Origin of the sequence: Azoarcus sp. KH32C (assembly GCF_000349945.1) — a bacterium.
GTDB lineage: Bacteria > Pseudomonadota > Gammaproteobacteria > Burkholderiales > Rhodocyclaceae > Aromatoleum.
The window spans coordinates 243,930-257,625 of sequence record NC_020548.1; the positions used below are offsets into that span (position 1 = coordinate 243,930).

At 67.7% G+C, this 13,696-nt stretch carries 11 protein-coding genes; 1 reads left to right on the forward strand and 10 read right to left on the reverse strand.

Annotated elements, in window-relative coordinates:
* Window positions 1-87 precede the first annotated feature (87 nt).
* The 10 genes from ltrA to AZKH_RS23970 all read right to left on the reverse strand — a co-directional run bounded on the left by ltrA (window position 88) and on the right by AZKH_RS23970 (window position 12,654).
* The gene (ltrA, locus tag AZKH_RS23925; RefSeq protein ID WP_041657898.1) at window positions 88-1,485 is read right to left on the reverse strand and encodes a group II intron reverse transcriptase/maturase; all 1,398 of its coding nucleotides are present in this window, start codon (window positions 1,483-1,485) and stop codon (window positions 88-90) included.
* A 650-nt stretch (window positions 1,486-2,135) separates the two neighbouring features.
* The gene (gene fba, locus AZKH_RS23930) at window positions 2,136-3,173 is read right to left on the reverse strand and encodes a class II fructose-bisphosphate aldolase (protein ID WP_015451880.1); all 1,038 of its coding nucleotides are present in this window, start codon (window positions 3,171-3,173) and stop codon (window positions 2,136-2,138) included.
* A 70-nt stretch (window positions 3,174-3,243) separates the two neighbouring features.
* Complete coding sequence (locus tag AZKH_RS23935) at window positions 3,244-4,548, reverse strand: phosphoglycerate kinase (protein WP_015451881.1); 1,305 nt, start codon at window positions 4,546-4,548, stop codon at window positions 3,244-3,246.
* A gap of 1 nt (window position 4,549) precedes the next feature.
* The gene (gap, locus tag AZKH_RS23940) at window positions 4,550-5,563 is read right to left on the reverse strand and encodes a type I glyceraldehyde-3-phosphate dehydrogenase (RefSeq protein WP_015451882.1); all 1,014 of its coding nucleotides are present in this window, start codon (window positions 5,561-5,563) and stop codon (window positions 4,550-4,552) included.
* A gap of 47 nt (window positions 5,564-5,610) precedes the next feature.
* Entirely contained in the window at window positions 5,611-7,668 is a 2,058-nt protein-coding gene (gene tkt / locus AZKH_RS23945; RefSeq protein WP_015451883.1) for a transketolase, read from the reverse strand.
* 2 nt (window positions 7,669-7,670) lie between these two features.
* Window positions 7,671-8,546, reverse strand: coding sequence for a phosphoribulokinase (locus AZKH_RS23950; RefSeq protein ID WP_015451884.1), 876 nt, complete (start codon window positions 8,544-8,546; stop codon window positions 7,671-7,673).
* Window positions 8,547-8,599: 53 nt separating this feature from the next.
* The gene (locus AZKH_RS23955; protein WP_015451885.1) at window positions 8,600-9,673 is read right to left on the reverse strand and encodes a class 1 fructose-bisphosphatase; all 1,074 of its coding nucleotides are present in this window, start codon (window positions 9,671-9,673) and stop codon (window positions 8,600-8,602) included.
* A gap of 19 nt (window positions 9,674-9,692) precedes the next feature.
* A complete protein-coding gene (gene cbbX / locus AZKH_RS23960) occupies window positions 9,693-10,670 on the reverse strand; it encodes a CbbX protein (RefSeq protein ID WP_015451886.1) in 978 nt (325 codons plus the stop codon).
* 62 nt (window positions 10,671-10,732) lie between these two features.
* A complete protein-coding gene (locus AZKH_RS23965) occupies window positions 10,733-11,158 on the reverse strand; it encodes a ribulose bisphosphate carboxylase small subunit (RefSeq protein WP_015451887.1) in 426 nt (141 codons plus the stop codon).
* Between the two features lie 29 nt (window positions 11,159-11,187).
* Window positions 11,188-12,654, reverse strand: coding sequence for a form I ribulose bisphosphate carboxylase large subunit (locus AZKH_RS23970; protein ID WP_015451888.1), 1,467 nt, complete (start codon window positions 12,652-12,654; stop codon window positions 11,188-11,190).
* A gap of 111 nt (window positions 12,655-12,765) precedes the next feature.
* On the opposite strand from AZKH_RS23970, the gene AZKH_RS23975 reads away from it, so the two are divergent.
* Entirely contained in the window at window positions 12,766-13,686 is a 921-nt protein-coding gene (locus AZKH_RS23975; protein ID WP_015451889.1) for a LysR family transcriptional regulator, read from the forward strand.
* The last annotated feature ends 10 nt before the right edge of the window (window positions 13,687-13,696 follow it).

The window sequence follows — 13,696 nt, forward strand, 5'->3', positions numbered from 1 at the left end:
TGAACAACCAGAATGAATCGAGTAGGGGACGGGGTCACCCCCGTCGCCCTCTCACACCACCGTACGTGCGGTTCCGCATACGGCGGTTCATGAAAGACACTGGAGTCGTCGCGTCGTATCGAGCAGCGACACCAGACCCATGCGATCAAAGAAGGACTTGCGGAAGGCCGCGTTCATGTGGCGGGCGCCACTGTTCCACCACGGCCCGCGTTGGTTGAAGGCCGAGCGAAATGCGCGCTCCTCCGTCAGTCCTGCCTTTATCAGGTTCTTGGCACGAGTATACGGGCGTTTCCACTGCCGCCACAGGATGCAGCGCAGCTTGCGCCGGAGCCAACCGTCGATCTCTTCCAGCGCCCCTTTGGTTTCGGTCAGCTTGAAATACGCCGCCCATCCGCGCAGCACCGGATTGAGTTCGGCGATCGTGCGACTCAGACTGCGCCCTCGTGCCCCTTTGAGTACCTCCCGGACCTTGTCTTCCAGCCGTTTCAGGCTGGTCGGCGCAATCCGCAGCTTCGGGGCCTTGTGCCACGTCAGGCTGTAGCCCAGAAACTTCCTCTCCCACGGCGCGGCCACCGCGCTCTTGGTCGCGTTGACCGTGAGCCTGAGCCGTTCCGTCAGGAACCGGGTGATGCTTGCCAGGACCCGCTCTCCGGCCACTTGGCTGCGGACGTAGATGTTGCAGTCGTCCGCGTAACGGCAGAAGGCGTGCCCCCGGCGTTCCAGCTCCCGATCCAGCTCCGTCAGCAGGATGTTCGACAGCAGCGGACTGAGCGGTCCGCCTTGCGGCGTCCCTTCCGTCCTCGGCGAGACCACGCCGTCTGTCATCATCCCTGCTTCCAGATACCGGCGGATGAGTTTCAGTACCCGCCCGTCGCCAACCTTCTTCGAAACCTTCTCCATCAGAATGTCGTGATTGACCCGGTCGAAGAACTTCTCCAGATCCATATCCACCACGACGCGCCGGCCTTCGGCCACATACCGCTGCGCCGCCTTGACCGCCTGATGGGCGTTTCTCCCCGGCCGGAAGCCATAGCTCGACTCGGAGAACTCCGCCTCGAAGATCGGTGAGAGCACCTGATGCAACGCCTGCTGGATCAGTCGATCCGTCAGCGTCGGAATGCCGAGTGTCCTCACCCCGCCTTGCGGCTTGGGGATATCCACTCGGCGCACTGCCTGCGGAATGTACGTTCCCGCCAGCAGCCGGGCCCTGATCGTCGGCCAGTGTCGTTTCAGATGATCCTTGAATTCGGTCACGCCGATGCCATCGACACCGGCCGCGCCCTTGTTCTCGACCACCCGCTGATACGCAAGCCACAGGTTGCCGCGCTCGCACACGACTTCCATCAGCCCGCTCGTCTCCGCTTTCGTCCGCAGATCAGTCGCCGATTCGGCCTCGGCACGCAACGCAGCCCGCACCGGATTCCGTCCGCAACCTGCCGCCTGCGCCCCGTCTTGCCGACGGGCTTCTGCCTTCATTGACCTCATCGAAAGCTCATCGCCTACTCGCGTTCTTCCATGTTCGGCCCTTCGGTCCGTCCCGGCACCTACTATGGCCTCGGCTGACTTCCTCACCCGCATCCCGACACCTCGCGATGCCGGTAGCACCAAGGCACCGGTGAGGATCTCCCCGGGTATGACGCACCCACCTTCACGCTTATACCTGTCGGATATACGTCACAGCGTTCCGTGCAAGTTTCGGGCTTCGACGATATTGGCCGCCTTACCCCGCTGTGCCGCCTCGTATCCGCTTCCTGTTCGTCAGGCCCGCGCTTTGCCTTCGGCTTCCTCCAGATTCGCAGTTACCCGCGACACCCTTGCCGTTCGGCTAACCCTTCCCCTTGCCGGGCGAGCAGAGGACTTTCACCTCCAAGTAGGTGCGCCCTGCCGGGCGCACCAAGAAAAAAGGCTCCGAAAGGAGCCTTTGGCACGGTTTTCACTTTCAGTGGCGTCCGATAGGCGGCGACCACCTGATCGTCGTCGGCCAGTGTGCAGCGCTTTGCAACCGACGACCGCCCGCCGCCGCTGTTCTACCGCGGCCGCTACGCGACGCCGGATGCAGAGCCGCAGGCGCTTGCGAACGTTGCGCGCGTAGCCACCACCGTCGCGTAACGGCGGCGACCATGACGCGTTTATCTTCAAACGTAGCGCTTGGCGATCTTCGCGAGCGGCAGCGGCTTGATGCTGCTCGCCTGACCGGCGGTGCCGAAGGCTTCGAAGCGCGCCACGCAGATCTCTTCGGCGGCTTCCTTCGCGACCTTGAAGAACTTGCGCGGGTCGAACTCGCCTCGCGACTTCACCGTCAGGCGGCGGATTGCGGCGCTCATCGCGAGCCGCAGGTCGGTGTCGATATTGACCTTGCGCACGCCGTTGCGGATGCCGGCGACGATGGCCTCGACCGGCACGCCGTAGGTCTCGCCGATCTCGCCGCCGAATTCGCGGAAGATCGCCAGCCATTCCTGCGGCACGCTGCTCGATCCATGCATCACGAGGTGGGTGTCGGGGATCCGGCGGTGGATCTCGGCGATGCGTTCGATCGCGAGGATGTCGCCGGTCGGCGGGCGCGTGAACTTGTAGGCGCCGTGGCTCGTGCCGATCGCGACCGCGAGCGCGTCGACGCCGGTCGCGGCGACAAAGTCGGCGGCTTCGGCCGGGTCGGTGAGGAGCTGGTCGTGGTCCAGCGTGCCTTCGGCGCCGACGCCGTCCTCCTCGCCGGCCTGGCCGGTTTCGAGCGAGCCGAGGCAGCCGAGCTCGCCTTCGACCGACACGCCGACCGCATGCGCCATCTCGACGACGCGGCGCGTGACGGCGACGTTGTAGTCGTAGCTCGCCGGCGTCTTCATGTCTTCCTTCAGCGAACCGTCCATCATCACGCTCGTGAAGCCGGAGCGAATCGACTGCTGGCACACGGCGGGGCTCGCCCCGTGGTCCTGGTGCATGCAGATGGGGATGTCCGGCCACTGTTCGGCGGCCGCCTCGACCATCTTGCGCAGGAAGGCCTCGCCCGCGTAGCCGCGCGCGCCGGCCGAGGCCTGCAGGATCACCGGGCTGTCAGTACGTTCGGCCGCGGCCATGATGGCCTGGATCTGTTCCATGTTGTTGATGTTGAACGCCGGCACGCCGTAGCCGTGTTCGGCGGCGTGGTCCAGCAATTGTCTCAGCGCGATCATTGCCATCGCTGTCTCCTCGAAAGGGGGATTCGGTGGGCCGTCCGGCGCAAGACGCGCCAGACGGCCGATGAAGGACTCAGCCCGCTGCCCGTGCCGGTTCCGGCTCGTGCTCGTAGGCCGGCATCGGTACGTCGCGGCGACTGGTCATCGCGCGAGTGCGCACGCGCAGCGCGGCGACCGCCGGCAGTTGGCGTCCTTCGAGGAACTCGAGGAAGGCGCCGCCGCCGGTCGAGATGTAGTCGATGCGCTTGCCGACGCGGAAAGCCGCGATCGCCGCGAGCGTGTCGCCGCCGCCGGCGATCGAATAAGCGGGGCTCGCGGCGACTGCGGCTGCCAACGCCTTGGTGCCGGCCGCAAAGGGCGCGAGCTCGAACACGCCGATCGGGCCGTTCCAAACGATGGTGCCGGCGTTCGCGAGATCACCGGCAAGGCTCGCCTGTGCGCGCGGGCCAATGTCGAGGATCATCTGCTCGGGCTGCACGTCGCAGGCCGATCGCACCTCGACATTCGCGTCGGCGCTGAAGCGGTCGGCGACGACGACGTCCTCGGGCAGCCACAGTCGCGCGCCGCGAGCCGCGAGCCGCAGCTCGACGGCACGCGCGGCGTCGAGCAGATCCGGCTCGTACAGCGAGGTGCCGACCGACAGCCCGCGTGCCGCGAGGAAGGTGTTGGCGATGCCGCCGCCGACGACGAGCGCATCGACCTTGTCGGCGAGGCTCTCGAGGATCGTCAGTTTGGTCGACACCTTCGAGCCGCCTACGATCGCCACCAGCGGAGGCGCGGGCTGGGCGAGCGCGCGGCCGAGCGCGTCGAGCTCCGCGGCGAGCAGCGGCCCGGCGCAGGCGACCGGCGCGGCCAGCGCGAGCGCATGCAGCGTGCATTCCTTGCGATGCGCGGTGCCGAAGGCCTCATTGACGTAGACGTCGATCCAGCTCGCGATGCGGGCCGCAAGCACCGGATCGTCGGCCTTCTCGCCGACGTTGCCACGGCAGTTCTCGAGCAGCACGAGCTCGCCGGCACGCATGGCGAAGTCGCCGTCGACCCAGTCGCTGACGAGGGGCACCGGACGGCCGATGAGCTGCGACAGGCATTCGGCGACCGGCGCGAGCGAGTCGGCAGAGCCGAGCGCGCCCTCCTTCGGCCGTCCCAGGTGCGAAGTCACCATGACCGTCGCGCCGGCGTCGAGGCATTGGCGGATGCCGGGCAGCGTCGCGCGGATCCGCGTGTCGTCGGCGACGCGGCCGTCCGGCGTCAGCGGCACGTTGAAGTCGGCACGGATGAACACGCGGCGCCCCATCAGCGGCACGTGTTCGAGCCGCAGGAAATCGCCCGTCGCGCGCCGGGTCGTGTCGCCCGAGCGTGAGATTTTGCTCCTGTCCATTTCAGTTCGCCTCCATCATCGCGACGGTCGTGTCGAGCATGCGGTGCGAGAAGCCCCACTCGTTGTCGTACCACGCGGTCACGGTGACGAGGTCGTGGTCGACCCGCGTCAGCGTCGCGTCGAAGATGCTCGAATGCGGGTTGTGGTTGAAATCGCAGGACACGAGCGGCAGGTCATTGACGGCGAGGATGCCTTTCAGCGCACCGTGGGCGGCTTCGCGGACGAGGTTGTTCACCTCGTTCTTCGTCGTCTCGCGCGCGGCGACGAAGGTGAAGTCGGTGAAGGACACGTTCGGCGTCGGTACGCGAATGGCATAACCGTCGAGCCGGCCCGCGAGTTCGGGCAACACGAGGCCCACCGCGGCAGCGGCGCCGGTCTTGGTCGGGATCATCGACTGCGTCGCGCTGCGGGCGCGGCGCGCGTCCTCGTGATAGACGTCGAGCAGCACCTGGTCGTTGGTGTAGGAATGCACGGTCGTCATCTTTCCGCGCACGATGCCGAGCGGGCGATGCAGTGCGTAGACGACCGGCGCGAGGCAGTTGGTCGTGCAGCTCGCGTTCGACACCACGCGGTGCTCGCGCCGCAGGGCGCCGTGATTGACGCCATAGACGACCGTCGCGTCGACGTCGGAGCCGCCCGGCGCCGAGATCAGCACCTTGCCGGCGCCGGCGTCGAGATGCGGCTGGGCGCCCGCCTTCGAGCGGAAGCGGCCGGTGCATTCGAGCACGACGTCGACGCCGAGCTCGCGCCACGGCAGCTTCGCCGGATCGCGCTCGCTGATGACGCGGATGCGGTCCTCGCCGACGACCCAATCATTGCCGTCGACGTCGATCGTGTGTGGAAACGGGCCTTGCAGGCTGTCGTAGCGCGTCAGGTGGGCGTTCGCCTCGGCGCTGCCGCGCGGGGCGTTCACCGCGACGATGCTGATCGGCTGTCGACGCCCGCCCTCGTAAAAGGCGCGCAACACGTTGCGCCCTATTCGGCCGTAGCCGTTGATTGCAACTCTGATGGTCACTGCAGTCTCCTCGATGGTGTTACGAATTCGTGGCGATGCGATTCCGTTCAGCCGGCGATCAGGCGGCGCGCGGCATCCGCAACGCGTTCGGGCGTCAGCCCGAAGAGCGCGGCGAGCTCGCCCGCGGGTGCCGATTCACCGAAGCGCTCGATGCCGACGACGTCGCCGCGCGTGCGTCCGTCGCGGCCGGCGACGTATTTCCACCAGCCGTCGGGCCGGGACGCCTCGACCGCGACGCGCGGGATGCCCGGTGGCAGCACCGCGTCGCGCCAGGCGGCGTCCTGCGCGTCGAAGCGGCTCGTGCAGGGCATCGACACGACACGCGCGGCGATGCCGTCGGCCGCAAGGCGTGCGCGGGCGGCCATCGCGAGCTCGACTTCGGAGCCGGTTGCGATCAGCACGACGGCCGGCTTGCCGCCCTCAGCTTCCGCGAGCACGTAGCCGCCGCGCACGATCGCCGCGAGCTGCTCGGCGCTGCGAGCCTGATTTGTCAGATTCTGACGCGACAGCGCGAGCAGGCTCGGACCGTCGGTGCGCATCACGGCGGCGTTCCATGCGGCCTGCGTCTCGGCGGCGTCGCAGGGGCGCCAGACGTCGAGATCCGGGATCAGGCGCAACGACGGAATGTGCTCGATCGGCTGGTGCGTCGGACCGTCCTCGCCGAGGCCGATCGAGTCGTGCGTCATCACGTGGATGACCCGTTGCCGAAGCAGCGCGCTCATGCGGATCGCATTGCGCGAGTAGTCCGAGAACACCAGGAAGGTCGCGCCGAAGGGCAGGAAGCCGCCGTGCAGCGCGACGCCGTTCAGGGCCGCCGTCATGCCGAACTCGCGCACGCCCCAGTTGATGTGGCGTCCGCCTGCGTCTGCGCGCACGGCGCCGCAGCCCGGCCAGTCGGTGAGGTTGGAATGCGTCAGGTCGGCCGAGCCGCCGAGCAGTTCGGGCAGCGCACGGGCGAGGCGGCCGATCGCCTGCTGGCTCGCCTTGCGGGTCGCGACGGTCGGGCTCTCGTTTTGCACTCCGCGCAGCAGCGCGTCGGCGAGCACGTCGAAGCCCACCGGCAGTTCGCCGGCCACGCGGCGTGCAAACTCGGCGGCGACCTCTGGCCATTGCGTGCGGTAGGCGGCAAAGCGCGTCTTCCATGCGTCGCGGCGGGCGGCACCGACCTCGCGGGCGTCGAATGCGGCACGCACCTCGGCCGGCACTTCGAACGGCGCGTGCGGCCAGTCGAGTGCGGCGCGGGTCGCGGCGATCTCGTCCTTGCCGAGCGGTGCGCCATGCGCCGCGGCGGTGCCGGCGCGCGCGGGGCTGCCTTGGCCAATCACGGTGCGGCAGCAGATCAGCGTCGGGCCGACGTCGTTGTCGGCGTTGGCGAGTGCCTCGCGGATCGCGCGATCAACCGCTTCGACGTCGTGGCCGTCGACGCCCTCGATGACGTTCCAGCCGTACGCGCGGAAGCGCCGCGGCGTGTCGTCGGCGAACCAGCCGCCGACGTCGCCGTCGATCGAAATGCGGTTGTCATCCCACAGCGCGACGAGCTTGGACAGCCGCTGCACGCCGGCGAGCGACGCCGCCTCGTGGCTGACGCCTTCCATCAGGCAGCCGTCGCCGAGGAACACCCAGGTGCGGTGATCGACGATGTCGTGGCCCGGCCGGTTGAACTCGCGCGCCAGGAGCTTCTCGGCGAGCGCCATGCCGACGGCGTTGGTCAGGCCCTGCCCGAGCGGCCCGGTCGTCGTCTCGACGCCCGGCGTCAGGCCGTGTTCGGGATGGCCCGGCGTCTTCGAGTGCAGTTGCCGGAAGCGCTTCAGCTCGTCGAGCGGCAGGTCGTAGCCGGTGAGATGCAGCAGCGCGTACAGCAGCATCGAGCCGTGGCCATTCGACAGCACGAAACGGTCGCGATCCGGCCACTGCGGGGCGGCCGGGTCGTGCTTGAGGTGGCGGCGCCACAGCGCGACGGCGATCTCGGCCATGCCCATCGGCATGCCGGGGTGGCCAGAATTGGCCTGCTCGACGGCGTCGATTGCGAGAAAGCGCAGCGCGTTCGCACACTGCGTGTCGAGGGCGGCAGCGTCGAGAGCCGGTGATTCGAGTCTCATGTTCATGGTCACATCACCTTTTTGCGGCGCTCGATCAAGCGCCAGATGAACGGGGTGAAGATCAGCTGCATCGCGAGCTCCATCTTTCCGCCGGGCACGACGATGGTGTTGGCGCGGCTCATGAAGCTGCCGTGGATCATGTTCAGCAGGTACGCGAAGTCGATCTCCTTCGGATCGGCGAAGCGGATCACGACCATGCTCTCGTCGGGCGTCGGCACGGCGCGCGCGATGAAGGGGTTCGAGGTATCCACCATCGGCACGCGCTGGAAATTGACGTGCGTGCGCGCGAACTGCGGGCAGATGTAGTGCACGTAGTCGTGCATGCGGCGCAGGATCGTGTCGGTGACGGCCTCGGTCGAATAGCCGCGCGTGCTCTTGTCGCGGTGCAGCTTCTGGATCCATTCGAGGTTGATCACCGGCACGACGCCGATCAACAGATCCGGAAAGCGCGCGATGTCGACCTTCTCGGTGACGACGGCGCCATGCAGGCCCTCGTAGAACAGCAGGTCGCTGCCGGCCGGGATCTCGTCCCACGCGGTGAAGGTGCCGGCCGGCTGGCCGTAGGGCTCGGCCTCCTCGGCGCTGTGCAGGTACTTGCGCCGCATGCCGCGGCCGTTTTCGGCGTAGCTGCGGAAGAGCTGCTCGAGCTCGGCGAAGAGGTTCGCTTCATCGCCGAAGTGGCTGAAGTGGTTGTTCGGCACGCCTTCGAGCTCGGCGAGGCGCTTGCGCATCTCGAGGCGGTCGAAGGCGTGAAAGCTGTCGCCTTCGACGACGGCCGCAGTGACCTTTTCGCGGCGGAAGATCTCCTCGAAGGTGCGCTGCACGGTGCTGGTTCCGGCCCCTGACGAGCCGGTGATGGCGACGATTGGGTGGCGTTCGGACATGATGTCCCCCTTGGCGTTTGAGAAATCAGTTCTGCCGGCTCAGTTTTGGCGGCTCAGTTCTGGCGAAAGAGGCTGCGCGAGTGGAACAGCGGCAGGTCGCTGTCGGGCTGCGGCGCGGGCTCGGCGTGGTAGCGTTCGATGCGCTCGACCTCTTCGCGCGAGCCGAAGACGAAACCGATGCGCTGATGCAGACTCGTGGGCTGGACGTCGAGGACCGGGCCTTCGCCGGTCGAGGCGCGGCCGCCGGCCTGTTCGATGATCATGCCGATCGGGTTGCACTCGTAGAGCAGGCGCAGACGCCCCGGCTTCGCGGGATCCTTGCGGTCGCGCGGGTAGAGGAACACCCCGCCCCGCATCAGGATCCGGTGCGTCTCGGCGACGAGCGACGCGACCCAGCGCATGTTGAAATCCGACTCGCGCGGACCGCTGCGGCCGGCGAGGCATTCGTCGACGTAGCGGCGCACCGGCGGCTCCCAGAAGCGCGAGTTCGCAGCGTTGATCGCGAATTCGCGCGTCGTCGTCGGAATGCCGATCTCGGGGTGGGTCAGGAAGAATTCGCCGATGATCGGGTCGAAGGTGAAGCCCGCGACGCCGTCGCCGACGGTCAGCACCAGCATCGTCGAGGGGCCGTAGATCGCGTAGCCAGCGGCGACCTGGCGCGTGCCGGGCTGCAGGAAGTCCTCGGGCTTCGCGTCCTCGCCGGGGGTCGGCGCGCGCAGCACCGAGAAGATCGAGCCGACGGAGACGTTCACGTCGATGTTCGACGAGCCGTCGAGCGGATCGAACACGAGCAGGTATTTGCCGCGCCGGGTGCCCTCGGGCAGCGGGATCGGCGCGTCGTTCTCTTCCGACACCATGCCGGCGAGCTCGCCGCCCCAGTGCGTGGCGCGCAGGAAGATGCGGTCGGCGAGCACGTCGAGCTTCTTCTGCGTCTCGCCCTGGACGTTCTCGGTGTCGAGCGAACCGAGCACGCCGGCGAGCGCGCCGTGCTCGACGGCGCGCGAGATCGCCTTGCAGGCCTGCGCGACCTGCAGGATCAGTGCGTTGAACTCGCCGGTCGCGCCAGGATGCAGGCGGCGCTGGGCGATCAGGTATTCGGTCAGTGTGGTGCGTTCGATGTCGAACATGATGGCGACTCCCCAGTGGTCAGAATTCGGTGCACTCGCGGTTGCGGACGGAGACGGTCGAGGGGGTCTCGACGACGCTCAGGGCCGGCGCCGGCCGGAAATGGCGGCTGCTGCGTACGTCGGCCTCGGTCAGCGTCGTGAGCGCCTCGGCATCGACGGTCGCGCCCGCTTCGAAGAGCCGCAGCGCCTGGCGCAGCCGCATGCGGTCGAGCGCGTTGCGCACGCTGCGGGCATTCGCGAAATGGGGCTGGGGGCGGCGCAGCGCGATGTATTCGTCGAAGGCGCGGCGCGCGGCCTCGTCGAAGCGGTAGTTCCACTGCGCGAGCATCTTTCCGGCGATCTCGCCGAGCTCGCCGTCGGAGTAGTCGGGGAAGTCGATGTGGTGCGCGATGCGGGACTTGAGTCCCGGATTCGATTCGAAGAAGCGCTCCATGCGACCGGCGTAACCCGCGAGCACGACCACGAGGTCGTCGCGCTGGTTCTCCATCACCTGCAGCAGGATCTCGATCGCCTCCTGGCCGTAGTCCTTCTCGTTCTCGGGGCGATACAGGTAGTAGGCCTCGTCGATGAACAGCACGCCGCCCATCGCGCGCTTCAAGACTTCCTTGGTCTTGGGCGCGGTGTGGCCGATGTACTGGCCGACGAGGTCGTCGCGCGTCACGGCGACGACGTGGCCGCGGCGCACGTAGCCGAGCCGCTGCAGGATCTGCGCGATGCGCAGCGCGACCGTGGTCTTGCCGGTGCCGGGGTTGCCGGTGAAGCTCATGTGCAGCGACGGGGGCTCGGTCGCGAGGCCGATGCGGCGGCGGGCGCGGTCGACGAGCAGCAGCGCGGCGATCTCGCGCACGCGGCGCTTGACCGGCACCAGCCCGACCAGCTCGCGGTCGAGGCCGTCGAGCACCTCTCCGACGCCGGCCTCGCGGTACTCGGCCGCGAGGTCCACCGTTTCCAGCGTGTTACCTGGCAAGCCGTCGGCCTGCCGTTCGACAGCGTTCATCGTTGTGTCTCCTCGTGGGTGGAGGTGCGGCGCGCCGTCGATGCGGCGCGTTCCTGCACCGGTCAGGCGGTGTAGCGCTGGCCTTCGGGCCCTCGTGCGACGGCGTAGCTCTCAAGCGTGTAGCGCACGACGCGCCCTTCGCTTTCCTGACGTACGAGCCGGAAGCCGGGCTCCTCGGCGGGGCGGTTGACGAGGAAGGACATGCGCATCGTCTCCCAGCCGTGGGTCGAGTCGAACGCGTTGATGCGGATGTAGTACTCCGGGAAAGCCGCGCGGCATTCGGCGAGCTCGACCATCACGCCCGCCGGATCGGCGAGGTCGAACATCGGGTTGCCCCACATCGACCAGTAGGTGTTGCGCGGGTGCGGATCGTCCGTGTATTCGATGCTGACCGCCCAGCCCTGGGCGAGGCAGTACTCGACCTGCTTGGAGATCTGCGCGTCGGTCAGGTCGGGCAGGAAGGAAAAGGCGCCTTGGGTGATTCTCATGTCATGTCTCCTCGGATTCTGTTGGCGGTTCAGGCGACGCTCGCCGTCGGTACGAAGTCGGACGTGTCGGTCGAGGTGTAGTTGAAGCTCACTTCGCCCCAGGTATCGAGCGCGGCGCGCAGCGGGGCGCAGTCGCGTGCGGCGGCCTTCAGGATGTCCGAGCCTTCGCTTGCGATGTCGCGGCCTTCGTTGCGGGCGAGCACCATCGCTTCGAGCGCGACGCGGTTGGCGGTGGCGCCGGCCTGGATGCCCATCGGGTGGCCGATCGTGCCGCCGCCGAACTGCAGCACGACGTCGTCGCCAAAGAGGTCGAGCAGCTGGTGCATCTGCCCGGCGTGGATGCCGCCCGATGCGACCGGCATCACGCGGCGCAGGCTCGCCCAGTCCTGCTCGAAGAAGATCCCGCGCGGCAGGTCGACCGCGTTCTTCATCTCGCGGCAGACGTTGTAGTAGCCCTGCACCGTCATCGGATCGCCTTCGAGCTTGCCGACCGCGGTGCCCGCGTGCAGGTGGTCGACACCGGCAAGCCGCAGCCACTTGGCGATCACACGGAAGGAGATGCCGTGGTTCTTCTGCCGCGTGTAGGTGCCGTGGCCGGCGCGGTGCATGTGCAGGATCATGTCGTTGGCGCGGCACCAGTTGCTCATCGACTGGATCGCGGTCCAGCCGATGATCAGGTCGACCATCACGATCGTCGAGCCGAGCGACTTCGCGAACTCGGCGCGGGCGTACATCTCCTCCATCGTGCCGGCGGTGACGTTGAGGTAGTGGCCCTTGACCTCGCCGGTCGCGGCGGAGGCGCGGTTGACGCCTTCCATGACATACAGGAAGCGGTCGCGCCAGTGCATGAAGGGCTGCGAGTTGATGTTCTCGTCGTCCTTCGTGAAGTCGAGACCGCCGAGCAGCGCCTCATAGACGACGCGGCCGTAGTTCTTGCCCGAGAGCCCGAGCTTCGGCTTGGTCGTCGCGCCGAGCAGCGGACGCCCGAAGCAGTTCAGCCGCTCGCGCTCGACGACGATGCCGGTCGGGGGGCCGCGGAAGGTCTTCACGTAGGCGACCGGCAGGCGCATGTCTTCGAGGCGCGCCGCCTTGATCGGCTTGAAGCTGAAGACGTTGCCGATGATCGACGCGGTCAGGTTGGCGATCGAGCCTTCCTCGAAGAGATCGAGCTCGTAGGCGACGTAGCAGAAATACTGGCCCGGCTGCCCCGGCACCGGATCGACGCGGTAGGCCTTGGCGCGGTAGCGGTCGCAGGCGGTGAGGCGGTCGGTCCACACCACGGTCCAGGTCGCGGTCGATGACTCGCCGGCCACCGCCGCCGCGGCTTCGATCGGATCGACGCCTTCCTGCGGCGTGATGCGGAACAGCGCCAGCACGTCGGTTTCTTTCGGCTCGTAGTCGCCGTCCCAGTAGCCCATCTGCGCGTACTTCAGCACGCCCGCGCGATAACGCTGCTTCGGGTCGATGATCGCTTCAGCGGTTTCCAGTGCGCCCATGTCTTGTCTCCTCTCGTTCGGTTCGAAATCCGTTGCCGGTGGATGGACAGTAAGGCGTTTTGGAAATAAGCTCCAATCGAATAAACACCGATTTTGAGATAAGGAATCCTGATGCGACTCGTTCAGCGATTGAGCATGCGCCAGCTGCGCGCACTGGTCGCCGTGGCGGACTCCGGTAGCTTCACGGCGGCCGCGCATCTGCTGCATGTGACCCAGCCCGCGGTGTCGATGCAGATGAAGGAATTGGAGGAGATCGTCGGCGAAGTGCTCGTCGACGGCCGGCGCCAGATCCACCTGACCTCGGCCGGCGAGATCCTCGTGCGGCAGGCGCGCGTCGCGCTCGACGCAATCGAGATGGCCGAGCTGCAGTTGAAGGCGCAACGCGACGTGCCCGCGGGCACGATCGAAGTCGCGGCGATCACGACGTCCGAGTATTTCGTGCCCTATCTGCTGGCCGAATTCGGGCGCCGCTACCCGGACGTGGGCTTCCGGCTGACGGTCGCGAACCGCGAAGTCGTGCACAAAATGCTGCGCGAACAGCGCGCCGACCTCGCGATCACCGGCGAGCCGCCGAGCGGACTGCCGCTGCGCCGGATCCCGTTCGCGCCGCATCCGCTGTCTTTCGTCGCGGCACCGGACCATCCGCTCGCAGCGCGCGAGCGGATCCCCCCGAGCGCGCTCGCCGGCGAGCGCCTGCTGCTGCGCGAACAGGGCTCGGGCACACGCGCGAACCTCGAACGCTTCCTGCGCTCGGCCGGGGTCAAGGCGGTGCGCGCCGACGAGATGGGGAGCAACGAGACGCTCAAGCAGGCCGCAATGGCGGGCATGGGGGTCGCCTTCCTGTCGCATCAGTGCCTCGCGATGGAGCTCGCCGGCGGGCGCCTCGTGCGGCTGAACGTGCAGGGGACACCGGTGGTGCGCGAGTGGAACGTGCTCGTCCCCGAAGGCCGCGCGCCGACCCCGGCGTTGGTCGCGCTGCTCGACTACTTCCAGGCCGAAGGCGCCGAGCGGCTGCGGGCGCTGGCGGCGTAATGCGCCTTCC

Bases quoted from the DNA above. Each gene is read 5' to 3' on its own strand.
- tkt (WP_015451883.1), bottom strand. From the start codon at position 7,668: ATGAACATGAGACTCGAATCACCGGCTCTCGACGCTGCCGCCCTCGAC.
- AZKH_RS23955 (WP_015451885.1), bottom strand. From the start codon at position 9,673: ATGTTCGACATCGAACGCACCACACTGACCGAATACCTGATCGCCCAG.
- AZKH_RS23965 (WP_015451887.1), bottom strand. From the start codon at position 11,158: ATGAGAATCACCCAAGGCGCCTTTTCCTTCCTGCCCGACCTGACCGAC.
- AZKH_RS23935 (WP_015451881.1), bottom strand. From the start codon at position 4,548: ATGGACAGGAGCAAAATCTCACGCTCGGGCGACACGACCCGGCGCGCG.
- ltrA (WP_041657898.1), bottom strand. From the start codon at position 1,485: ATGAGGTCAATGAAGGCAGAAGCCCGTCGGCAAGACGGGGCGCAGGCG.
- fba (WP_015451880.1), bottom strand. From the start codon at position 3,173: ATGGCAATGATCGCGCTGAGACAATTGCTGGACCACGCCGCCGAACAC.
- cbbX (WP_015451886.1), bottom strand. From the start codon at position 10,670: ATGAACGCTGTCGAACGGCAGGCCGACGGCTTGCCAGGTAACACGCTG.
- AZKH_RS23975 (WP_015451889.1), top strand. From the start codon at position 12,766: ATGCGACTCGTTCAGCGATTGAGCATGCGCCAGCTGCGCGCACTGGTC.
- AZKH_RS23950 (WP_015451884.1), bottom strand. From the start codon at position 8,546: ATGTCCGAACGCCACCCAATCGTCGCCATCACCGGCTCGTCAGGGGCC.
- AZKH_RS23970 (WP_015451888.1), bottom strand. From the start codon at position 12,654: ATGGGCGCACTGGAAACCGCTGAAGCGATCATCGACCCGAAGCAGCGT.